General features: G+C 63.2%; 23 protein-coding genes. 4 read left to right on the top strand and 19 right to left on the bottom strand.

Annotation, left to right across the window (positions count from 1 at the left end):
- Positions 1-55 precede the first annotated feature (55 nt).
- The 6 genes from ACSQ3G_RS04415 to ACSQ3G_RS04440 all read right to left on the bottom strand — a co-directional run bounded on the left by ACSQ3G_RS04415 (position 56) and on the right by ACSQ3G_RS04440 (position 7,205).
- Positions 56-1,078, bottom strand: coding sequence for an LLM class flavin-dependent oxidoreductase (locus tag ACSQ3G_RS04415; protein WP_436109187.1), 1,023 nt, complete (start codon positions 1,076-1,078; stop codon positions 56-58).
- Positions 1,079-1,176: 98 nt separating this feature from the next.
- Positions 1,177-1,317, bottom strand: a complete 141-nt coding sequence (locus ACSQ3G_RS04420; protein ID WP_172745642.1) for a hypothetical protein — start codon at positions 1,315-1,317, stop codon at positions 1,177-1,179.
- A gap of 42 nt (positions 1,318-1,359) precedes the next feature.
- A complete protein-coding gene (locus ACSQ3G_RS04425) occupies positions 1,360-3,249 on the bottom strand; it encodes an ABCB family ABC transporter ATP-binding protein/permease (RefSeq protein ID WP_436109188.1) in 1,890 nt (629 codons plus the stop codon).
- Positions 3,250-3,402: 153 nt separating this feature from the next.
- Positions 3,403-3,987, bottom strand: a complete 585-nt coding sequence (locus tag ACSQ3G_RS04430; RefSeq protein ID WP_436109189.1) for a PH domain-containing protein — start codon at positions 3,985-3,987, stop codon at positions 3,403-3,405.
- A gap of 330 nt (positions 3,988-4,317) precedes the next feature.
- The gene (locus ACSQ3G_RS04435) at positions 4,318-5,025 is read right to left on the bottom strand and encodes a hypothetical protein (RefSeq protein WP_436109190.1); all 708 of its coding nucleotides are present in this window, start codon (positions 5,023-5,025) and stop codon (positions 4,318-4,320) included.
- 383 nt (positions 5,026-5,408) lie between these two features.
- Complete coding sequence (locus tag ACSQ3G_RS04440) at positions 5,409-7,205, bottom strand: LysM peptidoglycan-binding domain-containing protein (protein WP_436109191.1); 1,797 nt, start codon at positions 7,203-7,205, stop codon at positions 5,409-5,411.
- Between the two features lie 145 nt (positions 7,206-7,350).
- On the opposite strand from ACSQ3G_RS04440, the gene ACSQ3G_RS04445 reads away from it, so the two are divergent.
- Complete coding sequence (locus ACSQ3G_RS04445) at positions 7,351-7,980, top strand: LOG family protein (protein WP_105402890.1); 630 nt, start codon at positions 7,351-7,353, stop codon at positions 7,978-7,980.
- 17 nt (positions 7,981-7,997) lie between these two features.
- On the opposite strand, the gene ACSQ3G_RS04450 is transcribed toward ACSQ3G_RS04445, so the two are convergent.
- Both ACSQ3G_RS04450 and rarD read right to left on the bottom strand, forming a co-directional pair.
- Positions 7,998-8,327 carry a DHCW motif cupin fold protein gene (locus ACSQ3G_RS04450; RefSeq protein WP_436109192.1) on the bottom strand — a complete coding sequence of 110 codons (330 nt, stop codon included), beginning with the start codon at positions 8,325-8,327 and terminating at the stop codon, positions 7,998-8,000.
- 20 nt (positions 8,328-8,347) lie between these two features.
- Positions 8,348-9,262 carry an EamA family transporter RarD gene (gene rarD / locus ACSQ3G_RS04455; RefSeq protein ID WP_046638463.1) on the bottom strand — a complete coding sequence of 305 codons (915 nt, stop codon included), beginning with the start codon at positions 9,260-9,262 and terminating at the stop codon, positions 8,348-8,350.
- Between the two features lie 152 nt (positions 9,263-9,414).
- Between rarD and ACSQ3G_RS04460 the strand changes: the two genes are divergently transcribed.
- Entirely contained in the window at positions 9,415-10,287 is an 873-nt protein-coding gene (locus ACSQ3G_RS04460) for a protein-L-isoaspartate O-methyltransferase family protein (RefSeq protein WP_436109193.1), read from the top strand.
- 131 nt (positions 10,288-10,418) lie between these two features.
- Positions 10,419-11,108 (top strand): pentapeptide repeat-containing protein, encoded by a 690-nt coding sequence (locus tag ACSQ3G_RS04465; RefSeq protein ID WP_436109194.1) that lies wholly within the window; start codon positions 10,419-10,421, stop codon positions 11,106-11,108.
- 56 nt (positions 11,109-11,164) lie between these two features.
- Here ACSQ3G_RS04465 and ACSQ3G_RS04470 read toward each other — a convergent pair whose 3' ends face one another.
- Positions 11,165-11,323, bottom strand: a complete 159-nt coding sequence (locus tag ACSQ3G_RS04470; RefSeq protein ID WP_172724107.1) for a hypothetical protein — start codon at positions 11,321-11,323, stop codon at positions 11,165-11,167.
- A 228-nt stretch (positions 11,324-11,551) separates the two neighbouring features.
- A complete protein-coding gene (gene rsgA, locus ACSQ3G_RS04475) occupies positions 11,552-12,574 on the bottom strand; it encodes a ribosome small subunit-dependent GTPase A (protein ID WP_436109195.1) in 1,023 nt (340 codons plus the stop codon).
- Positions 12,575-12,717: 143 nt separating this feature from the next.
- Between rsgA and ACSQ3G_RS04480 the strand changes: the two genes are divergently transcribed.
- A complete protein-coding gene (locus ACSQ3G_RS04480; protein ID WP_436109196.1) occupies positions 12,718-13,683 on the top strand; it encodes a phosphotransferase family protein in 966 nt (321 codons plus the stop codon).
- A gap of 44 nt (positions 13,684-13,727) precedes the next feature.
- On the opposite strand, the gene cimA is transcribed toward ACSQ3G_RS04480, so the two are convergent.
- The 9 genes from cimA to ACSQ3G_RS04525 all read right to left on the bottom strand — a co-directional run bounded on the left by cimA (position 13,728) and on the right by ACSQ3G_RS04525 (position 20,877).
- Entirely contained in the window at positions 13,728-15,344 is a 1,617-nt protein-coding gene (gene cimA / locus ACSQ3G_RS04485; RefSeq protein ID WP_436109197.1) for a citramalate synthase, read from the bottom strand.
- Positions 15,345-15,539: 195 nt separating this feature from the next.
- Positions 15,540-16,499, bottom strand: coding sequence for a prolyl aminopeptidase (pip, locus tag ACSQ3G_RS04490; RefSeq protein ID WP_436109198.1), 960 nt, complete (start codon positions 16,497-16,499; stop codon positions 15,540-15,542).
- Positions 16,496-16,972 carry a GFA family protein gene (locus tag ACSQ3G_RS04495; RefSeq protein WP_046667886.1) on the bottom strand — a complete coding sequence of 159 codons (477 nt, stop codon included), beginning with the start codon at positions 16,970-16,972 and terminating at the stop codon, positions 16,496-16,498. The genes pip and ACSQ3G_RS04495 overlap by 4 nt, the downstream gene beginning before the upstream one ends.
- Positions 16,969-17,481 (bottom strand): GFA family protein, encoded by a 513-nt coding sequence (locus ACSQ3G_RS04500; RefSeq protein WP_436109199.1) that lies wholly within the window; start codon positions 17,479-17,481, stop codon positions 16,969-16,971. The genes ACSQ3G_RS04495 and ACSQ3G_RS04500 overlap by 4 nt, the downstream gene beginning before the upstream one ends.
- Positions 17,478-17,978 carry a GFA family protein gene (locus ACSQ3G_RS04505; protein WP_436109200.1) on the bottom strand — a complete coding sequence of 167 codons (501 nt, stop codon included), beginning with the start codon at positions 17,976-17,978 and terminating at the stop codon, positions 17,478-17,480. Before ACSQ3G_RS04505 ends, ACSQ3G_RS04500 begins: the two co-directional genes overlap by 4 nt.
- Positions 17,975-18,373, bottom strand: a complete 399-nt coding sequence (locus tag ACSQ3G_RS04510; RefSeq protein WP_436109201.1) for a VOC family protein — start codon at positions 18,371-18,373, stop codon at positions 17,975-17,977. Before ACSQ3G_RS04510 ends, ACSQ3G_RS04505 begins: the two co-directional genes overlap by 4 nt.
- Before the next feature lie 36 nt (positions 18,374-18,409).
- Positions 18,410-19,795, bottom strand: a complete 1,386-nt coding sequence (gene cysS / locus ACSQ3G_RS04515; protein ID WP_436109202.1) for a cysteine--tRNA ligase — start codon at positions 19,793-19,795, stop codon at positions 18,410-18,412.
- A gap of 324 nt (positions 19,796-20,119) precedes the next feature.
- Entirely contained in the window at positions 20,120-20,500 is a 381-nt protein-coding gene (locus ACSQ3G_RS04520; RefSeq protein ID WP_436109203.1) for a hypothetical protein, read from the bottom strand.
- A 155-nt stretch (positions 20,501-20,655) separates the two neighbouring features.
- The gene (locus tag ACSQ3G_RS04525; RefSeq protein WP_046636453.1) at positions 20,656-20,877 is read right to left on the bottom strand and encodes a hypothetical protein; all 222 of its coding nucleotides are present in this window, start codon (positions 20,875-20,877) and stop codon (positions 20,656-20,658) included.
- Positions 20,878-20,885: the final 8 nt, after the last annotated feature.

Raw genomic sequence — 20,885 nt, forward strand, 5'->3', positions numbered from 1 at the left:
CCGCAAGGAGGTCGCTGGAGCTTTCGGCAACTGCGTTCTCCGACTGTGGGCTATCTCAGCGCCACCCCAGCCCCGGCGCCACATGCTTCAAGATACTCTCCAGCACATGCGCGTTGTACTCGACGCCGAGCTGGTTGGGCACGGTGAGCAGCAGCGTATCTGCCTCGGCGATTGCCTCGTCGGCCTTCAGCTGTTCGATTAGCTTGTCCGGCTCGGCGGCATAGGAGCGGCCGAAGATTGCCTGGGTCTGCGGGTCGATGTTGCCGATCTGATCCTGGCTCTCGCCGCTGCCGCCGAAATAGGCGCGGTCAGTGTCGTTCATCAGCGCGAAGATGCTGCGGCTGACGGAGACGCGCGGTTCGCGGGCGTGGCCGGCTTCCTTCCAGGCCTCGCGATAGATGCGGATCTGCTCGGCCTGCTGGATGTGGAACGGCTTGCCGCTCTCGTCGGTCTTCAGCGTCGAGCTCTGCAGGTTCATGCCCAGCTTGGCTGCCCAGACGGCGGTCGAGTTTGAACTCGAACCCCACCAGATGCGGTCGCGCAGGCCCGCCGAATGCGGCTCCAGGCGCAGCATGCCGGGCGGGTTGGGGAACATCGGCCGCGGGTTGGGCTTGGCGAAACCTTCGCCGCGCAGCACGTCGAAGAACACTTCCGCATGACGCCTGCCCATATCGGCATCGGTCTCGCCTTCCGCGGGCTGGTAGCCGAAATAGCGGAAACCGTCGATCACCTGTTCCGGCGAGCCGCGGCTGATGCCGAGCTGCAGGCGTCCGCCGGCGATGAGGTCGGCAGCGCCGGCATCTTCCGCCATGTAGAGCGGGTTTTCATAACGCATGTCGATGACGGCGGTGCCGATCTCGATGCGCTTGGTGCGGGCGCCCACGGCCGACAGAAGCGGGAAGGGTGAGGCGAGCTGCCGCGCGAAATGGTGGACGCGGAAATAGGCGCCATCGGCGCCGAGTTCTTCGGCGGCGACCGCCAGATCAATGGATTGAAGCAGGACGTCGGATGCCGAGCGCGCCTGCGACTGCGGCGAGGGCGTCCAGTGCCCGAAGGAGAGAAAGCCGATCTTTTTCATTGCGTTACCACCGTGAATTTACTGTGTCTGAAGTTACACGCTAGATGGCATCTCGACCGCGACATGAACAGTCGCCGCCCTGTGAACAGTGCGTCCGCTTACCGCGCGGCCTGCGGATCGACCCAGCCCATCCAGGTGGTGAAGGCGAGTAGCGGCGAGCCGAAGAAGATCAGCACCAGGATATAGGCGATCGCGATGCCGCCGAGGACGAGCATGCGGGGAGTGAGGTATCGTTTCACGTTGAGATCCGTCCCTTTCCGAAGTTCATTGCGCCGCCGGCCCTATTCCGCCGCCGGGACGCCGCGCAGCACGACCCCGAGGTCGTCGCTTTCGCGCACCTTGCGCAGTTGCTCTTCGGCCTGCACCGCTTCGCGCTGGCGGTTCCACATCGAGGCGTAGAGCCCGTTCTGTTCGAGCAGCGAACTGTGCGTGCCGCGCTCGGCGATCAGCCCGTCGCGCAGGACGATGATCTCGTCGGCGCCGATGACGGTCGAAAGACGGTGGGCGATCACCAGCGTCGTGCGGTTCTTGGAGACGACGTCGAGCGCCGACTGGATCTCGTGCTCGGTCGTTGTGTCGAGCGCCGAGGTCGCCTCGTCGAGGATCAGGATCGGCGGGGCTTTGAGGACGGTGCGGGCGATCGCCACGCGCTGCTTCTCGCCGCCCGAAAGTTTCAGGCCCCGTTCGCCGACCTTGGTGTCGAAACCGTCGGGCAGGGCGCTGATGAAGTGACCGATCTGCGCCACTTCGGCGGCGGCAAGCATTTCTTCCTGGCTCGCCGAGGGGCGGCCGTAGCGGATGTTGTAGGCGATCGTATCGTTGAACAGCACCGTGTCCTGCGGCACCATGCCGATCGCCGCGCGCAGCGAATGCTGCGTCACGTCCCGCACGTCCTGGCCGTCGATGGTGATCGATCCGCCCTGGATGTCGTAGAACCGGTAGAGCAGGCGGGAAATGGTCGATTTGCCGGCGCCCGAGGGCCCGACGATCGCCACCGTCTTGCCAGCCGGCACGTCGAACGAGACGCCTTTGAGGATCGGCCGGGCCGGATCATAGGAAAAATGCACGTCCTTGAAGGAAATCGACCCTTGGGGGATGGCGAGAGGCGCGGCATCCGGCCGATCGACGACCTCCGGCTGCACTTCGAGCAGCTCGAACATCTGCTCGATATCGGTCAGCCCCTGGCGGATTTCGCGGTAGACGAAACCGATGAAGTTGAGCGGGACGGAAAGCTGCAACAGCAGCGCGTTGACGAACACGAAATCGCCGATCGTCTGCTCGCCGCGCTGCACGGCCAGCGCCGACATCACCATCATGACAGTCGTGCCGAGGCCGAAGATGACGCCCTGGCCGAAGTTGAGCCAGCCGAGAGAAGTCCAGACGTCGGTCGCCGCCTTCTCGTAGCGTGCCATCGAACTATCGAAACGCTTGGCTTCCATCTCCTCGTTGCCGAAATATTTGACGGTCTCGAAATTGAGGAGCGAATCGATCGCCTTGGTATTGGCGTCGGTGTCGCTGTCGTTCATCGAGCGACGGATGGCGATGCGCCAGTCGCTGGCCTTCACCGTGAACCAGATATAGAGCGCCACCGTGACGGCGGTGACGAGAACGTACCAGAAGCCGTAACTGACCCAGAAGATGATGGCCGTCAGCAGGAATTCGAGCAGAGTCGGCACGGTGTTGAGAATGGTGAAGCGGACGATCGTCTCGATGCCCTTGGTGCCGCGCTCGATGATCCGCGACAGGCCGCCGGTCTTGCGTTCCAGGTGGAAGCGCAGCGACAGCTGGTGCATGTGCACGAAGGTACGGTAGGCGAGCTGGCGTACGGCATATTGCCCGACCGAGGCAAACAGCGCGTCGCGCAACTGGTTGAGGCCGACCTGCAGGATGCGGGTGAAATTGAGCGCGATGACCAACACCACGGCGCCGAGCAGGAAGGCAGGCAGGAGACCTGCCATATCCAATTTTCCGTTCAGCGCGTCCGTCGCCCATTTGAAGAAATAGGGCACCGTCAGGAGCACGAACTTGGCGAGGAAGAGGTAGAAGGTCGCCCAGACGACGCGGGCCTTCAGGTCGGCGCGTCCTCCCGGCCACATATAGGGCCACAGGTTGACGAGCGTACCGAGCGGATTGCTGGCATCCGCCGAAATGGTCTTCTTGTTATTCGCCATCAATGTCTCCGGGCCGGGGGCGTCGAAACGCCTCCCGCACATAAGGTCCGGGGAAGAATGTTGCAATGACGGTTTCGTGAAAGATGCCCTGAAGCCGCACCTCGTGGGGGACGTCCCGCCTTTTGGTGCCTATGGCCTAAGGCGGCTATCCTCTCAACGCGCAAGAGGCCTGATGTGCTCGTAGCCGACGATGGCCTGGTTGCCGGTGCCTTCGTCATAGATCTTGGCAAGGGTCACGTGAAGATCGGGTGAATAAAGGAAGCTCAGGTTTTCGGTCGTCTTTCCATTCTGCTTTGTTTCCTGTTTTACACGAAACACGTCGTACTTGCAGCGACCGACGCTGACGGTCTCCTCTGCAGTAACGGTGAGTTCCAGAACCCAGTCATCCGCCGATCTCTTCGCGTCAAAGGGCACGAAATTGATGGCGTGACGATCGCCCTTCTTAAGGGGAAGGATGTTGCTCAGATCCGATAGAGGATATCTGGCATACTTCTCTTTTCGATCCTCACGGGAAAGATCGAACAGCCCTTCGAACGAATAAACGATCTGCTTGTCCGGCCCACCGAAAGAGGTGATTATCTGGACAAGTGGTCCTTTGGCTTTGCGAAATTCGCTCAGCGCGTCAAGCCGTCCGAGTACGAAGCCGTTCTTTGCCGTCTTGGATGAAGGGCAGTCGGCTGCTTGGGCGATGGTAGGCAATAGCGCGGCGGCCAGAAGAGTACGCCTGAAGAGGCTCATCATTGTGCTCATAGGTTGTGAGAGTGGCAGACTGATACATGCTCACCCGTGTCAATGTCCAGTTGTGCCTTTGCTTTATCCGCAAATTCGAGCGCCCAGGAACCGCAATGCGAAGCCTGCTTGGACGTCGGCTTTAGTGGAGGTTCAGGCTCTTCCGTCGCTGAACACGACCAGGTCCCAGAGGTTGCGGTTAAGATCCTTGAAGACTGCGACGATGCCGTAGTCTGCTTTCTTTCGTTGTCTGACGAGTTCGACGCCGCGAGCAACCAAACTGTCGTAGTCCAGCCAAATATCGTCCGTGGGCGGGAACAGGAAAACGCGGCCTCCAGCCTAGTTGCCGATATACTCACTCTGATGCGACGTGGAGGCGGCGGGCGTGGTGCCTGCGGCGGGCTTGGTGGTCGCTGCCGGCGTCGGCCAGGAAATGTAATAATAGGCCTCGCCGACCATGCCGAAATAGGAGCTGGCCCCGGTCGCCTTCTCGATATAGCTGCCGTCGGCGTTACGCACGAACTTGCCGCTTTCGTCCCGTGTCAGGCGGTCCTTGAGGAACTGGGTCCAGTCGGATTTGTCGACGGAGGTAATGCCGGCCGAGGTCTGTTTGCCGTCGGTAATGTCCCAGGCGGTGATCTGGTCGCCGGCGACCGCGTCGGTCATCTTCAGCGTGCCGGCGTCGAGCGCCTTCTGCATTGCGTCGGCCATCGCCTTGCTGTCGGGGCTCGCCTTCAGCGCCTCCAGCTTCTCCTGCAGCGCCTTCATGAACGCCCTGCTGGACATGTCGCCGACCGATCCGTCGCCTGCGGTGTCCGGGACATTGCCGTTGATGGTCTGCTGCAGCGAGGCGATCAGCGCCGCGATCTTGTCGTCCTCGTAGTCGTCGTCACCGCCGCTGCCGCTGGAAAACAGGATGTCGGCGAGCGACGAGGAGGATGAGCCGGACGCCGAGCTGCCGGGCGCCCTGTTGTTGGAGACATCATTGAATGCATTGAGGGCCGCCTGAGAGGACCAAGTCCGAATGGAATTAATGCTGGAAACCATTTTCTTCTCCTGTCCGCGCGGCATGGATCAGAGCCGGAGATAATATGCGAGCACGCCGCCTGATCACCGCGGTATTCCTCCTAACCTGCGCCAAGCTGGCCCAACGGCAGCCGGCGTGGCCATTAGCCGTCCAAGGGTCTTTTGGGGGAGTGGAATTGAGGCGGCGGCGGTGGTTGGGCTGGATGCGTTTTTCACGGGGTGGGGAAATCGTCCCCGGTTTCTCGGCGGGGGAGATGCGCAGGAAGAGACTTTCGCACCGCCGACGCGGCGCGGCTGGATTCCTGTGACAAGCACAGGAATGAGGGAGGTTGGGGAGCCATGGCAGTCCCAGGCGATGTCTCGAATGGGTCAGCAGGGGTTTCTATACCCCAGGCCCCACCCCCTTACGACCGGCGCTGTATCATCCGCTGGCGATGGAGTTCTTCAGCGTCCGGCAGGGCCGCGTCGGGCACGCCAAAGATCTGGCCGGGCTGGATGACGTCGGGGTTGCGGATCTGGGCCTCGTTGGCGAGGTAGATCGTCGTGTAGCGCACACCCTGGCCGTAGACGCGGCGGGAGATCTGCCAGAGCGTGTCGCCGCGGCGGATGATCACCGAACTGCGTTCGCTCTGGGTCAGCGGCTCCTGCTGGATGGTGCGGGTGCCGCTGGCATCGGTGACCGTCATCGGCGCGGCTGTGGTGGCCTGCACGCCTTGCAGCTCGCGGGCGATGGTCGGGCCGACGGCGCGGGCGATCATTTCGCCGATCCGCTTCAGGCCGGCACCGACGCTTGCGACATCCTTGGGAAGCGCGTCGAGGGCGGCAACCGCTGCCGCGGCGTTCTGGACGGTGGTTTCGGCAAGCACCCGGGCGGAGGCGGCCGCATCGGCCGGCAGGCGATATTCGGAGAGCGATTTCAGGGCGATCGAAGTGGCGGAGCGGGCGGCTGCCATCTGTTCCGCCGAGGGTACGCGGCCGTTGTCGTAAAGCCCGCGCAGCAGGTTGAAGGCGCGTACCGTTTCGTTGCGCAGCTTGTCGAAGGCGCCGCTGTCGGCCGCCGACATGCCGTTATTGGCGGCCTGCGGCGCTGCGACGGCAGCGACCTGGTCTCCGGCCGGTCGGTTGAAGGGCACTTCGACCCGTACCAGAGCCTGTCCGCCGGCCCCGACAACCTCGACGCCGATCCGGTGGTCGCCGACGGCAAGGTCGATCGCCCCTTCGATCACGAAACTGCCGTCCTGGCCCGCCTGGGCGGTACCGATCGGCCGGCCGTCGGCCTGGCCGCGCAGCAAGGTGCCGGCCTTGGTGTTGCCGGCGACGAAGATCTTGTTGCCCTCGATTTCGACAGCGGTGACGCGCAGTTCAGGCGCAGCGGATGTCGCCGCCGGGGAGGCGGGCGCCGAGACCGGTATGCTCGGCGCGGAAGATGCGAGATTGGACGAGCCGGCCGGCGGTGCCGGCAGGGCGACAACGGAGGTATTGGCCGAGGGGGCGGCAAGCGCGGGGCTGGCCGGAGCCTGATTGGTAGCGGGCGAAGCTGCCGCGGCCTGGGCTGCCGGCTGTGCGGCACTCGTGCCAGGCGAAGTTGCGGCGTCCGGGGTCGCGATCAGGCGGCTTGCCTTGCCGGGCTTGGTGACCATGGCGAGCAGCTTGCCGTTCTTGTCGGCGGGCACCGAGACGGTCGCCGTCTCCTCCGACAGGATGGTCTTGCCATCCTTGCCGATTGCCTTGAGCACGAGCTGGTGGTCGCCGGGCGGCAGCGGCTTGTCGAGGATGGCGGCGAAATCACCGCTCGGGCCGACGTCGACCTTGGCGACGATCGCGGTGCCATCGGTAACTTCGAGCTTGGAATGGGGCGCGGCGCGGCCGGCGATCACGGTCGACCCATCCGGCTCGACGCGCAGCACGTCGAAGGATGGCGGCGTCATTGCTGCAGCCTGGCCTGCTGCGGAAGACGCGGCGGGCTGAGCCGTCTGCGGCGCCGTGGCAGCGGCCTGGTCGGCCGGCTTTGCGGCATCGGGCGCCCTGGCCGTCGGCTGCGGTTCCGTCACCGCGTCCTTGACGGCATTGCCCGCGGCATTGATCGCGTCGCCGATCGGCTTGGAATCCTTGTTTATCGCAGGCATCACCAAGAACACCATCAGCAGCGATGCGATAGCCAATACGATCAGAGCCAGCCAGCCGGCGCGGTTTTTCATCATCAATGCCTCTCCCGACAGCTATAGCCATCGCATATTCGGATTAACCTTTTCCTCCCGCATTCACAAGCTTTTCACACGATAAACCCTTGCTCTTCCGGGCATTTCCCGTCAATTTTGACGACCGGGGCCTGGTTTGGCCCTCCCTTTGAAATGCGTTGCGGAGAAAACTGTGCCGATTCGATCCATCTGCGTTTACTGCGGCTCGCAGCCGGGGCGCGATCCCGCCTACCTTGCAGCCGGCCGTGCGCTCGGAAAATCCATCGCCGCCCACGGGCTTCGGCTTGTCTATGGCGGAGGCACCAAGGGCATCATGGGTGCAGTCGCGGCCGGCGTTCTGTCGAACGGCGGTCAGGTCACCGGCATCATTCCCGAATTCCTGGTCGACATGGAGGCCACGCGCCATTCGCTCGGCCAGCTCAACGAGCTGATTGTGACGGAGGACATGCATGCGCGCAAGCACAAGATGTTCGAGCGCGCTGACGCTTTCGTGACCCTGCCGGGCGGCATCGGCACCTTGGAGGAGATCGTCGAGATCATGACCTGGGCGCAGCTCGGACGGCATGAGAAGCCGATGGTGTTCGCCAATATCGGCGGTTTCTGGGATCCGATGCTCGACCTCATCACCCACATGCGTGAACAGGGGTTCATCCACCGCGCGCATCTCGTCCAGCCGTTGGTCATCGCCGACGTCGAGGACATCGTTCCGGCGATCCTGGAGCAGGGTGAGGAGCGCCCGCCGACGAGCGGCGAGGGCGCGGTGATTTCGAGGCTGTGAGCGCCGGCGCTTGAGCCCTAGTCGACGATGAAAAGTTTTGCGCCGACCGATGTCGATGAGCGGTGGGGCTCGGCATCGTCGGCCACCTGATAACTCATGCCGGGCGTCAGCACGAAGACCCGGCCGTCGGCGAGCTCGGTCGTCAGATCGCCTTCGAGGCAGAGCAGGATATGGCCTTTGACGCACCAGTGGTCGGCGAGATAGCCCGGGGTATATTCGACCATCCGCACCCTGATCCCGCCGAAATGGCAGGTCTGCCAGGTCGCCAGCCCCGTGTCGCCCTTGTGCTCTGTCTTCGGAATGGCGCTCCAGTCGGTGGTACCGAACGGGATATCGCTGATTTTCATGGGAATGCTCCGGGAAAGGCCTATCGGCCGCGCGCTTGCTTGAGAAGCGACCAGGTATAAATCGCCAGCGCCGTCCAGATCAGGACGAAGGCCCCGAGCTTCACGGGGCTGAGCGGCTCGTGGAAGGCGAAGACGGCGATCAGGAAGATCATTGTCGGCGCGATATACTGCATGATGCCGATGGTCGAGAGCTTCAGGAGTTTTGCGCCGTTGGCGTAGATCATCAGGGGTGCGGCGGTGACGATGCCGGCGGCCATCAGGATGAACGTGTCCCAGCCGGTCGAATTGAGGAGATGGCCCTGGCCGGTCGATTCCAGCCAGATCACATAGGGCAGGCAGGGAATGCTGATCAGCAGCACTTCCAGGAAAAAACCCTGGTTCGGGCCGATCGGCAGGGTTTTCCGGAACAGCGCATAGAACCCCCAGGTGAAGGTGAGCGCCAGCGAAACCCACGGCAATCCGCCCGCATCATAGGTGAGGATCGCCACCGCCACCACCACAAGGCCGATCGCGGCGAGCTGAACCGGCGCCAGCCGCTCCTTGAGCAGGACCGCTGCCAGGAAAATGCTGAACAGCGGATTGATGAAGTAGCCGAGCGCCGCATCGAGCGCCCGTCCGGCGGCAACCGCCCACACATAGATGCCCCAGTTCGCCATGATGATCAGGGCGGTCAGGCATGCCATCGCCAGCATGCGCGGGTTCTGCACCGCCACTTTGAGATCACCCGTGCGACGCAGGATCAACAGAACGATCCCGGCGACCGGCACCGACCAGATCGCCCGGTGCGCCAGCACTTCGAGCGAAGGAATATGGGCGACGGCCTTCAGATAGAACGGCAGGAAGCCCCAGAGGAAATAAGCCGTCAGCCCGAAGGCGAAGCCACGCGGCGTATCTTCGTTCTTCACGGTCGTCGCCGCGGCGGTGTCGGTGGCCATGTGGGGTGTTTCCGGTATGTTGTTCTGGTTATCCCCCGTTTAAACGAATAGGTTGAGCCGGACCAATTCATTTCATTGAAGAACCTATCGTTTGTCGCGATTCTGTCGGCTTGGCTTGCGACAGTGAGCCCTTGTCAGAAGGGAGGAGTTGGATGGATTTCGAAAACCAGCCGTTGCACCGGCAGATCTATGCCCGCCAGATCCTGGCGAAGGCCGGCGTGAGTGCGGACGCGCGCCTTTTCGCGGCCTTCGCCAAGGTGCCGCGCGAACAATTCGTCGGCCCGCCGCCCTGGGTCTACAACGACTTTCGCAACTACCGGGAGCTCGCTTCGACCGACCCGCTGGTGCTTTACCAGGATGTGCTGGTCGGGCTGGATACGGGCCGGGGCGTCAACAACGGCATGCCGTCGCTGCATGCCGGAGCCCTTCACGCGCTCGGTATCCGCGACGGCGAGACCGTCGCTCATCTCGGCGCCGGGACCGGATATTACACGGCCATCATCGCCGAGCTCGTGGGGCCGTCGGGCCGGGTGACCGCCGTCGAATATGACGAGGCTCTCGCGGACAAGGCACGGCAGAACCTGGCGGGTTACGCGAATGTCCAACTCGTCCGCGGCGACGCGACCGAATGGCCGAAGGAGGACGCGGACGTGATCTACGCCAATTTCGCGCTCGACCACCCGCCGGCCGCCTGGATCGACAATCTCGCGGTTTCCGGGCGCGCGCTCTTCCCGCTCGGCTTTCCGGCGATCGACAACGGCCGACGGAGCGGGTTTACCCGTTCCGCGGGTTTCCTGATGATCGACCGGCGTGCGTCGGGTTTTGGCGCCAGGTTCCTGCAACCCGTCTCCTTCGTCTGGGCGGAAGGCCAGCAGCCACCTCCGCCAGGCCGTCACGAGGGGCTGGCGGAAGCCTTCCGCTCCCGCCGCGGCTATCAGGTCCGCAGCCTGCGCTGGCATCGGCCGCCTCAGGGCGACGAATGGTACGGCGAGGAGGATTGGGGGCTGAGTTTTGAGGAGGTGTGAGAGCGTCAGCCCACTTTTCCACTAAGGCGGTCAATCAGAGGGAGTGTGCCCCACTGTTCCGCCTCGCCGATTGTTTCCAACCCGAATCTCTGATCAATCACGCCGAGCGAATGTCGGCGGAGGCGAAGGTCATGGCGGAGCAGGATCCCATCGAGGTTTCCGAACAACAGATAGGACGCGCCGAGGTGCTCGACTTTACGGCGGCCGGAAACACGGTGGTCCTGAAAGACTGCACGCTGGAGGAAGCGGACCTGTCGGGGCTCGATCTTCAGCGCTGGGAATTTAAAAACTGCAGGATGACGACCGTCAATCTGCGGGCCGCCGACCTGGAAGGGGCGAAGTTCGAGGGGTGCCGGGGGGCGTTCGCCAATTTTACAGGCGCCAACCTCGCCGAGGTGGAGTTCGGGAATTGCGACTTCAACAACGCCGCTTTTTTGGAAGCCAAAATGAACGACACCCGGTTCGTCGGCTGCAAGCTGACCGGTGCCAACCTGACGCGGATCGCGTCGCTTGGCCTGTCGTTCAAGGAAACGATCCTGGCGCAGGCGAGACTTCCCGCACTGTCGTTCCGGAAATCCCGGATCGAGCGGGTCGATTTCAGCATTGCCGATCTATCGAAATGCGATTTTCGCGACGTCGTGTTCGACGGCTGCAGCCTGCGGGACACGGGGCTCGTCGATGCCAGGTTCGAAGGGGCCGATCTGCGCGGCGCGGACCTCGGCGGACTGAAGCTGATCGACGCCAGGAAGTTCAAGGGAGCGACGATCTCGCGGCAGCAGGCCGGAGATATCCTGGCGGAACTGGGACTGAAGGTTCAATAGCCGGGTGCGGCATCCTCAGTCTCCGGTTCTTCCAGTCGTCTTGCAGGCGAGAAGGATTAGACGGCTACGCGCCGTGCTTCCTTGTCGGCCGACTTCCGGTCTGCGCCGTGCTTTTCGATGATAGCCTTCGCGTCCTCAACCGAAATGCGATGTTTCTTGGCAAAGGGGATGGGCTGATAAGGCTGGTCCGGGGTGTTTGTTTTTTTATCAGACATGAACGTCTCCGATCTCGATGCTCCGGCAGAATGCCGAAGCCTCTTTGGATTAATGAAATGGTGAGGGGGTTGGTTGCCAGGCGCTGCTGCGTCATTACCGCGAGCGGCTGCCTCAATGTGCCGTCTATATGGTACGAAAACCCCTGAAATACAATGGCCCGGATCGGGACCACAGGATTCGGGGCGGCCTGCCAACTCCTTCAGGGCGGGTATTCGCGCGCGAAACCTTCAGTATTTCTTCTTGCGGACGATCTTGTTGCCCTTTGGCCCGCTCATCACCGGCGTCCTGTCGCGGTTTTCCGCAAGCAGGCTGCGCCAGCGTTCCAGGCGCTCGGCGGAAAGTTCGCCTTTGGCAACGGCTGCCTGCACGGCGCAGCCCGGTTCGTGAGCGTGGGTGCAATCGCGAAACCGGCAATTCGGCGCCAGATCGGTGATTTCGGCAAACAGCGTATCGATGCCGTCGGTGACGTCGCTGACATAAAGCGTCCGAATACCCGGCGTATCGATCACCCAGCCGCCGCCGGCAATCGCATGCAGCGACCGCGCCGTCGTGGTGTGACGACCCTTTGCATCACGTTCGCGGATGCTTCCGGTCTTCTGCATCGTGTCGGACTGCGGCCCCGCCAGGGTATTTACCAGCGTCGACTTTCCGACGCCGGAGGAACCCACCAGCGCTACGGTCTGCCCGACCCCGCACCAGGGCTTCAGCAAGGCAACGGCATCTTCGGATCGGGCGTTCAGGACGACCACCGGCAGGTCGCGCTGCAGCACCTTGGCCTGTTCCTCGAACGGGCCGGCATCTTCGACCGTGTCGGCCTTGGTCAGTACGATCACCGGGTTGGTCCCGGCCTGATTGGCCATGATCAGGTAACGTTCCAGCCGTCCCGGGTTGAAATCGGCATTGCACGAGGTGACGATGAACAGCGTATCGACATTGGCCGCGGCAAGCTGCTGGCCGTGCCCGCCTTCCGCACGCCGTTGAAACACGGTTTTCCGGTCGAGACGGCGCACGAGCATGCCCGTCAGCGGATCGGCAAGAACCCAGTCACCGACCGCAAAATCCGCGGTATTGCTATTGGGCGGAAGTTCGATCTCGACTGGCCCGCTGATGTCGATCGCATCGATGCGCGCCCGGTGAACCGAAGCGACGCGCCGGGGCACGAGATCCGCTTCGCCCAGTTCGACCTGAGCCGCAAAGAAATCGGACCAGCCGAGCAGTTCAAGCGATGAGGGCGGGTTGGAGCCGGTCAAGGTTCGGTACGAAAATTCGGGGACGCCGTCATGGGCAGGCTTTCCGCAGGTTGCGATTGCGTAGTTTATGGAGAGCCGCGTTGTCCACGCTCCAACAGTGTCGATAGTCGGTAACCCAATATAGCAATCATTGGACGGTGGAAATGGCGCCGCAGCGAAGAACGACCCTCGAACTCGACGGGGAAACCGTTGATCGGCTCGTCCGGCACCTCGATCGTGGTTTTGTCGCCAGCGGTTTCAGCAGGCTCGAGGGCGGCAGTACCGAGGTTTACCGGATTGATCTCGTGCGGGCCGAGCACAGCTCGCTTGTCCTCAAAATCTATCCGGATGAACCCGAATGGCTGCCGACGAAGGAGAACCTAGTGGCCGGCTGGCTGAAAGGGCCGATACCGCCCGTTCCCCGGTGGCTGCGGGTCGATGAAACACGCACCCTTCTGCCGTTGCGCTACGCTCTGTTGACGTTGTTGCGCGGCCGTTCGCTCCGCCACTGGATGGGCGAACCGGATATCGCGCAGGCTTATCGGCAGATGGGAGAGCTGCTGAGGCAGGTTCACGCCGTGCCGATGCCAGCCTATGGCTACATTCGTGGCGACGGGATCGACAAGCCGTGTCCGACCAATGCGGACTATATGACGGCGGCGTTCGAAGACGTGTTCCGGCGTTTTCGCGATCTCGGCGGCGATGCCGAACTCGGGCGAAACCTGCAGCGCCTTGCCGAAGGCAGTTTCGATCTCCTGGCCGAAAACGGCGGCCCCGTGCTCTGCCACGATGACTTCCATCAGGGCAATGTGCTCGCGTTGCGCGACGGTGCCGGAGATCTTCGGCTGAGCGGGCTCATCGATTTCGGCAATGCGCGGGCAGGGGACAGGCTCTTCGATCTGGCCAAGGCCCTGTTCTGCTCCTCGCACGAGGACCCGCGCAGCCACCGGCCCATCCTTGACGGTTACGGCCGGACCGACCATCCGGATATGGAGCGGGCGCTGTGGCTCTACACCCTTTTCCATCGCACCAGCATGTGGTGCTGGCTGACCAAAATCGGCGTCGCGGCGACAGCCGAGACTGGTCCCGGCGGCCTCATCCAGGACCTGCGCGAAATGGCCGGGCGGTGAAGGTTCGAACATGGCGAGGCGGCCTCAGCCTCGCCCTTCCAGCCTCACTCCGCCGCGATCTTGCCCGCGAGCTCCCGGTTCTTCATCAGCTTGTAGATGACCGAATCCATCAGCGCCTGGAACGAGGCGTCGATGATGTTTTCCGAGACGCCGACCGTCCACCAGCGCACGCCGTCGCCGTCGGTGGATTCGATCAGCACGCGGGTGATCGCCTCTGTGCCGCCGTTGAGGATACGCACCTTGAAGTCGGCGAGCACCAGGTCGTCGATCTCGTGCTGGTATTTGCCGAAATCCTTGCGCAGCGCCCGGTCGAGCGCGTTGACCGGGCCGTCGCCCTCGGCCACCGACATCAGCGTCTGCCCGTCGACGACGAGTTTGACCACCGCTTCGGAGACGATCTTGATGCGGCCGTGGCTGTCGAACCGGCGCTCGACCATCACCCGAAAACCTTCGACGGAGAAGAACTCCGGAATGGTGCCGAGCGTGCGGCGGGCGAGCAGCTCGAAACTCGCGTCGGCGCCTTCATAGGCGTATCCGGTCGCCTCGCGTTCCTTGACGATCGAGATCAACTGGTCGAGCTTCGGATCGTCCTTGCCGACCTCGATGCCGCGGCGCTTCAGCGCGTTGATGAAGTTCGACTTGCCGCCCTGATCGGACACCATCACCTTGCGCAGGTTGCCGACACTTTCCGGCGTCACGTGTTCGTAGGTGCGCGGGTCTTTCAGCAGCGCCGAGGCGTGGATGCCGGCCTTGGTGGCAAACGCCGAGGCGCCGACATAGGGCGCCTGGTGGTTCGGGGAGCGGTTCAAGAGCTCGTCGAAGGCGTGGCTGAGGCGGGTAAGCCCGGTCAGCCGCTCGGCATCGATCGCCGTCTCGAACCGGGTGGTGTAAGCGTCCTTCAGGGCAAGCGTTGCGATGATCGTCACCAGATTGGCATTGCCGCAGCGTTCGCCGATGCCGTTCAGCGTCCCCTGGATCTGCCGACAGCCTGCCTCGATCGCGGCAAGCGAATTGGCGACCGCCTGGCCGGTATCGTCATGGGCATGGATGCCGAGCGACGTGCCGGGGATGCCCGACGCGATCACCGCCTCGACGATGGCGCGGATTTCGCCCGGCTGGGTGCCGCCATTGGTGTCGCAGAGCACCACCCAGCGCGCACCGGCTTCATAGGCCGTCCTGGCGCAGGCAAGCGCATATTCGGGATTGGCCTTGTAGCCGTCGAAGAAATGCTCGCAATCGACCAGGGCCTCCTTGGCAGCGTCGCGGGCGGCCTCGACGCTATCACGGATCGCCTCGAGGTTCTCCTCGTTCGAACAGCCGAGCGCGACGCGCACGTGATAGTCCCAGCTTTTCGCGACGAAACAGGTGGCGTCGCTTTTCGCCTGCAGCAGGACGGCCAGTCCCGGATCGTTTGAGGCCGAAATGCCGGCCCGCTTGGTCATGCCGAAGGCGACGAATTTCGATTTCACCGTGCGCTTCTGCGAGAAAAAGGCGGTGTCGGTCGGATTGGCGCCGGGATAACCGCCCTCGACGTAATCGAGGCCGAACTCGTCCAGCAGATTGGAGATGGCGATCTTGTCCTCGACGGAAAAATCGACGCCGGGGGTTTGTTGCCCGTCGCGCAGCGTGGTGTCGAAGAGATAGATGCGTTCGCGTGTCATGGGTGCTCCTCCTGGAGCGGTGTCAGTTCCGAAATAGGCGTCCGAATTTCACGACCCCCCTCATCCGGCTGCCGCCACCTTCTCCCCGCCGGGGAGAAGAAGATATGCCGCACCGTTGCCGTTCTTCCTCTCCCCAGCGGGGAGAGGGTGGCCGAGCGAAGCGGAGGCCGGGTGAGGGGGCTGCAGGAACACCGGTCAAATCTTCCCCGCAAACCGGTCCGTCGCGCGGATCAGCTGGTCGGTGATGCCGGGTTCCGAAACAGCATGCCCGGCGCCCTCGATGATGTGGAAATCCGCGTCCGTCCAGACTTTAGAGAGCTGCCAGGCATATTTCAGCGGGCAGGGCATGTCGTAGCGGCCGTGCACGATGACGCCGGGAATGCCCCTGAGCTTCGTGGCGTCGCGCAGGAGTTGCCCGTCTTCCAGCCAGCCGGCATTCATGAAGAAGTGGTTCTCGATGCGAGAGAAGGCGAGCGCGAAATGGTCGTCGTCATGGTCCGACGCCAGCTCGGGGCTCGGCAGAAGCGTGATGGTCGAGCCCTCCCAGACGCTCCACGCCTTGGCGCAGCGGATCTGCTCGGCCTTGTCGGTGCCGGTGAGGCGGCGGTGATAGGCGGCCATCATCTCGTGGCGCTCGGCTTCGGGAATGGGGGCGACGAAGGCTTCCCACTTGTCCGGGAACATTTCCGAGACGCCGAACTGGTAGTACCAGTCGAGCTCCGGCCGGGTCAGGGTATAAATGCCGCGCACCAGAAGTTCGGTGACCCGCTCGGGATGGGTTTCTGCATAGGCGAGCGCCAGGGTCGAGCCCCAGGAACCGCCGAACACCTGCCATTTGTCGACGCCGACCATTTCGCGCAGCCGTTCGATATCGGCGACCAGGTGCCAGGTCGTGTTGGCCTCGAGGCTTGCATGCGGGGTGGAACGACCGCAGCCGCGCTGGTCGAACAGCACCACGTCGTAGAGGTCCGGGTTGAAGAGCCGGCGCTGGTTGGGGTTGCAGCCGCCGCCGGGGCCGCCATGCAGGAAGACGGCGGGCTTCGCGCCCGGCTTGCCGACCCGCTCCCAGTAGATCACATGACCGTCGCCGACATCGAGCCGGCCTGTCGCGTAGGGTTCGATCTCGGGGTAGAGGGTACGCAGAACTTCGGTCATAGATGGAGACCCTTTGCCGGCCAGTTTTCAGTATCGTGATCGGGATGCTGGAAGGAGATGATCTGCTCCTGCTGGACGGCGTCCTCGCCGCTGTCGCGGACCGGCTGGTCGAAGATCGTCGTCACCCACGGGATATGCGAGGCGTAGTTCACCTGGATTTTCGGGGCGAGATCGTCGCGCTTGTCGAAGGCTCCGATCGCCAGGTCCAGCCCGCCCGGATAGCGGTAGGTGAGCGGCGTGCCGCAATTCTCGCAGAAACCGCGGTCGATATTGACCGAGGACTGGAAATATTTCGGCTCGGCGCGGGTCCATTCGACACCGTCCTTCGGCACGGTGACCAGCGGCCCGAAAAAGCCGCCGAAGGCCTTCTGGCACATGCGGCAATGGCAGATCGAGGCGCGGCCGAGTTCACCATGGATCCGGAAGCGCACGGCGCCGCACTGGCAGCCGCCTGTTCTAAGGGTTTCGCTCATCGCTTGTTCTCCGGTGGCTGGTTTTCTGGCGGACCGCTCTCCGGCGGCCAGATTTCGGTGTCGTGGTCGGGATGCTGGTAGGAGACGATATCGGCCAGGAAGGGGGCGGTGTCGATGTCGTCCATCGTGTGGCGCGCCGGCAATTCGGACAGCCGGTCGACGAAGGGAAGCTTGCCCTCGACGCCGAACTGCACGACCGGCGGCAGCAGGGTCGGATCGTCGAAGCTGCCGGCGGAGATCGCGATCCCGTCCGCCGCCTCGTAGGTCATCGGCGTGCCGCAATCTCCGCAGAAGCCGCGCCGGACGTGGTTCGACGACTGGAAATATTTCAGCTCGCCGCGCGTCCAGGTGAGCTTCGCCTCGCCGGTCGCCACCAGCGGCGCGTAATAGGCGCCGAAGGCCTTCTGGCACATGCGGCAATGGCAGACCGAGGAATCGAACGGCTCGCCTTCAAGCCGGAAGCGGATCGCGCCGCATTGGCAGCCGCCGGTTCGGATGGTTTCGCTCATGATTGGCCCTCCGCATGTCGATTGCCTGGAGGCCAGACCTCGGTGTCGTGGTCGGGGTGCTGGTTGCAGCTGGCCGAGACAGTCTTTTCCTGTTCCTCGGTCATGTCCATGGCGATGTCGTGTTGCAGGTGGTCGAGCTCGCCGAACCAGGACATCTTGTGGGTAAGATTGGTCTGCAGCTCCGGCTTCACCGATTGCGGATCGTCGAGCGAACCGAGCGTGATGCTCATATGATCGCTCGACCCGTCATAAAAGAGCGGCGTGCCGCATTTCTCGCAGAACCCGCGCCGCACGGTTTCCGACGACCGGAACCACGCCGGCTCGCCGCGCGTCAGCTTGAAATTTTCATGCATCACCCCGCCGAGCGGCATGAAATAATTGCCCGCCGCCTTCTGGCACATGCGGCAATGGCACAGATGCGGAAATCCGATCTCGCCCTTTGCCCGGTAGCGCACCGCCCCGCACTGACACCCACCGGTGTGGATCGCTGCGCTCATCCTTGGGTTCCTTCCTGCACATGACACACTGCCTCGATATTGTTGCCATCGGGGTCGAAGACGAAGGCGCCGTAATAGTTCGGGTGGTAATGCGTCCGCAGGCCGGGCGGACCGTTGTCGCGGCCGCCGGCGGCGATTGCGGCTTCGTAGAAGGCGTCCACCTCGGCGCGGCTGTTGGCGGTAAACGCGACATGCTGGGAGTGACCAAGAACCGGCTTATCCTCATGGAGCCAATAGATCGGCCGCTCGCGCCCGTAGCCGCCGACCTTGGCGCCACCCGTATATTCAGCCGGAACCATGTAAAGCAGCGAGGCACCGAGCGGCGCGAAGGCTGCGTCGTAGAATGCTTTGGCGCGGTCGAAATCCGCGACCTTGATACCCATGTGATCGATCACCGCTTGGCTCCTCGCGCGTTGTTCGGGAGATGAAGCTTAGCGCTTCACCTCCCAGGTCGTCACCCTCTCACCCGTTGCCGGGTCCTTGCCGTCTTTCAGCTGGATGCCCTTGTCCGACAGTTCGTTGCGGATCTTGTCGGCCTCGGCGAAATTTTTCGCCTTCAGCATTTCGAGCCGCAGGGCGACCAGGGCATCGACGGCGGACGCCAGTGCCTCGTCGACCTCGGTTTTCTCAGGCAGTACGCCGAGAAACGCGGCACTGGCGGCAAACACCGCAAGTGCGTCCGGGTCGCCGTGGGCCTCTTGCGCCAGCGCGTGCAGCGCCTGCACGGCGGCAACCGTGTTGAGGTCGTCGGCAAGCGCGTTGATCACCGTATCGCAGGGCGTGGCACCGGAGGCTTCCGCCGCCGGCCATTTGGCGAGAAGGCGCTCGGCCTCTTCCAGCCGCTTCACCGAAAAATCGATCGGCTCGCGATAGTGCGTCATCAGCATGGCAAGCCGCAGCACCTCGCCCGGCCATTGGCGGCCGCCGAATTTCTCGGTGTGCAGCAGGTCGTAGATGGTGATGAAATTGCCCTCGGACTTCGACATCTTGCGGCCTTCGACCTGCACGAAGCCGTTATGCATCCAGACATTCGCCATCACCTCGGTGCCGTGGGCGCAGCGCGACTGGGCGATCTCGTTCTCATGGTGCGGGAAGATCAGGTCGAGCCCGCCGCCATGGATGTCGAACACTTCGCCGAGATAACGCCGGCTCATCGCCGAGCACTCGATATGCCAGCCCGGACGACCGCGGCCCCAGGGGCTTTCCCAGCCGGGTTCGTTGTGGGAGGAGAGCTTCCACAGCACGAAATCGCTCGGGTTTTTCTTGTGCGCATCGACCGCGATGCGGGCGCCGGCCTGCTGTTCGTCGAGCGGACGTTTGGAAAGCTGGCCGTAGTCGGCCATCGACTTGGTGTCGAACAGCACTTCGCCTTTTGCCACATAGGCATGGCCGTTGCCGATCAGCTTTTCGATGATCTCGATCATCTCGGCAATGGTGTCGGTGGCGCGCGGCTCGACGGTCGGTTCGAGATTGCCGAGCAGGGCGATGTCCTCGTGGTACTGCGTCTCGGTCTTTTCCGTGACGAGGCGGATCGCCTCGTTGAGCGGCAGGCCGGGATGGTCGCGCAGCGCCCGCGCATTGATCTTGTCGTCGACGTCGGTGATGTTGCGGGCATAGGTGACGTGGGCCTCGCCATAGACATGGCGGAGCAGCCGGAAAAGCACGTCGAAGACGATGGCCGGTCGGGCATTGCCGATATGGGCGTAGTCGTAGACCGTCGGGCCGCAGACATACATGCGTACGTTCTGGGGGTCGATCGGCGCGAACGCCGTCTTTTCACGGGTCAGCGTATTGTAGAACCTCAGCGAAATGCTCATCGAAAAATCTCCCCAAAGTCTCGCACGGCAAGCATCCGGCTGGGCGGGATGCCGAAAAGTGTACGCGGTTTTCGGACGACATCCCGCTCTCACTATCAACTAGGAGCCGGATGCTTTCGCGTTCAGGAGACACGAAAGCATCCGGCTCCGGCCGGGTCGTTTGTCTTCAAGGCTTTTCGAGAGACGAAAACGGCCGGGCCAGCGCGAACGCTAGCGGATAATGATCCCACAAATGGAAATCGCCGTTTTCATGGAGGTGGTTATGGCGCGGGCAAGCCGTTTGGTCAAGTGGGCTTTGCCCGCGCGGGATCTCCGAAACCGGCCTTACGCCGTCTTGCGGCCGATGCCGTTTCTGGCGACGGTGAACAGAAAGATCAGCATCGACACGACGGTGAGGATCGAGCCGATCGCGGCAAGCGCCTCGCCGCCCGAGGACACCGCCATCGCGATGCCCGGCACGATACAGAGCACGCCGAGAACCGCAAAGCCGAGATGGATCTTCGACAGCACGGTATCGGCAGCCGCCGGGGTCACCGTGTAGTAGAGGCCGAAAAGCCCCATCGTCGTCCAGCCGACCAGGTTCAGATGGGCATGCGCCGGCGCCATCAGATGGTCGCCGGAGATGGCCATGTGAATGCCCCAGAACATGCCGACGGTGACACAGAGCACAGCCGCGCCGAAGAAATAGAAGGCGATGTTTCTCATCAGATATTCCCCCGAAATATGAAGTTCCTGCGCCCTATCGCAGGACCTGCAGCATAGCAGAAAATCGGATTTTCAAACATGGGGTATCGGTCATGGCAATTCGGAGGAGGAGGGCAGGGTTGCAAACGCGCGCCGGCGTCCGGGGTTCTGCCGCCTCAGCGGCCTCTTTCGGTCGGCGGGTTGCTGTTGTCGAGCAGGGCCTGGGCGATGGACCTGCGCCGCGCGTCGTCGGTCATGGCGGAGCTGATCAGCCGCATTGCCTCCATGACGGCGGCGTCCCCATGTTCGCGATGAAGGCGGGCCATCGCCGCGGCGACGAGATTGGCGGTCGCCGTCGCTTGCTCTCTTTGCTCGTCGGTAAGGTGCGGTTGCATCATCCAGGCTT

Origin of the sequence: Neorhizobium tomejilense (assembly GCF_964254135.1) — a bacterium.
Classification (GTDB): Bacteria; Pseudomonadota; Alphaproteobacteria; order Rhizobiales; family Rhizobiaceae; genus Neorhizobium; species Neorhizobium tomejilense.

Excerpts from the sequence above, each read along its gene's own strand:
- cysS (WP_436109202.1), bottom strand. The coding sequence starts at position 19,795 with ATGAGCATTTCGCTGAGGTTCTACAATACGCTGACCCGTGAAAAGACG.
- ACSQ3G_RS04480 (WP_436109196.1), top strand. The coding sequence starts at position 12,718 with ATGGCGCCGCAGCGAAGAACGACCCTCGAACTCGACGGGGAAACCGTT.
- ACSQ3G_RS04505 (WP_436109200.1), bottom strand. The coding sequence starts at position 17,978 with ATGAGCGCAGCGATCCACACCGGTGGGTGTCAGTGCGGGGCGGTGCGC.
- ACSQ3G_RS04470 (WP_172724107.1), bottom strand. The coding sequence starts at position 11,323 with ATGTCTGATAAAAAAACAAACACCCCGGACCAGCCTTATCAGCCCATC.
- ACSQ3G_RS04435 (WP_436109190.1), bottom strand. The coding sequence starts at position 5,025 with ATGGTTTCCAGCATTAATTCCATTCGGACTTGGTCCTCTCAGGCGGCC.
- rarD (WP_046638463.1), bottom strand. The coding sequence starts at position 9,262 with ATGGCCACCGACACCGCCGCGGCGACGACCGTGAAGAACGAAGATACG.
- ACSQ3G_RS04440 (WP_436109191.1), bottom strand. The coding sequence starts at position 7,205 with ATGATGAAAAACCGCGCCGGCTGGCTGGCTCTGATCGTATTGGCTATC.
- ACSQ3G_RS04520 (WP_436109203.1), bottom strand. The coding sequence starts at position 20,500 with ATGAGAAACATCGCCTTCTATTTCTTCGGCGCGGCTGTGCTCTGTGTC.
- ACSQ3G_RS04460 (WP_436109193.1), top strand. The coding sequence starts at position 9,415 with ATGGATTTCGAAAACCAGCCGTTGCACCGGCAGATCTATGCCCGCCAG.
- ACSQ3G_RS04415 (WP_436109187.1), bottom strand. The coding sequence starts at position 1,078 with ATGAAAAAGATCGGCTTTCTCTCCTTCGGGCACTGGACGCCCTCGCCG.
- ACSQ3G_RS04465 (WP_436109194.1), top strand. The coding sequence starts at position 10,419 with ATGGCGGAGCAGGATCCCATCGAGGTTTCCGAACAACAGATAGGACGC.
- ACSQ3G_RS04450 (WP_436109192.1), bottom strand. The coding sequence starts at position 8,327 with ATGAAAATCAGCGATATCCCGTTCGGTACCACCGACTGGAGCGCCATT.
- ACSQ3G_RS04525 (WP_046636453.1), bottom strand. The coding sequence starts at position 20,877 with ATGATGCAACCGCACCTTACCGACGAGCAAAGAGAGCAAGCGACGGCG.
- pip (WP_436109198.1), bottom strand. The coding sequence starts at position 16,499 with ATGACCGAAGTTCTGCGTACCCTCTACCCCGAGATCGAACCCTACGCG.
- ACSQ3G_RS04425 (WP_436109188.1), bottom strand. The coding sequence starts at position 3,249 with ATGGCGAATAACAAGAAGACCATTTCGGCGGATGCCAGCAATCCGCTC.
- ACSQ3G_RS04500 (WP_436109199.1), bottom strand. The coding sequence starts at position 17,481 with ATGAGCGAAACCATCCGAACCGGCGGCTGCCAATGCGGCGCGATCCGC.
- cimA (WP_436109197.1), bottom strand. The coding sequence starts at position 15,344 with ATGACACGCGAACGCATCTATCTCTTCGACACCACGCTGCGCGACGGG.
- ACSQ3G_RS04430 (WP_436109189.1), bottom strand. The coding sequence starts at position 3,987 with ATGAGCCTCTTCAGGCGTACTCTTCTGGCCGCCGCGCTATTGCCTACC.
- ACSQ3G_RS04495 (WP_046667886.1), bottom strand. The coding sequence starts at position 16,972 with ATGAGCGAAACCCTTAGAACAGGCGGCTGCCAGTGCGGCGCCGTGCGC.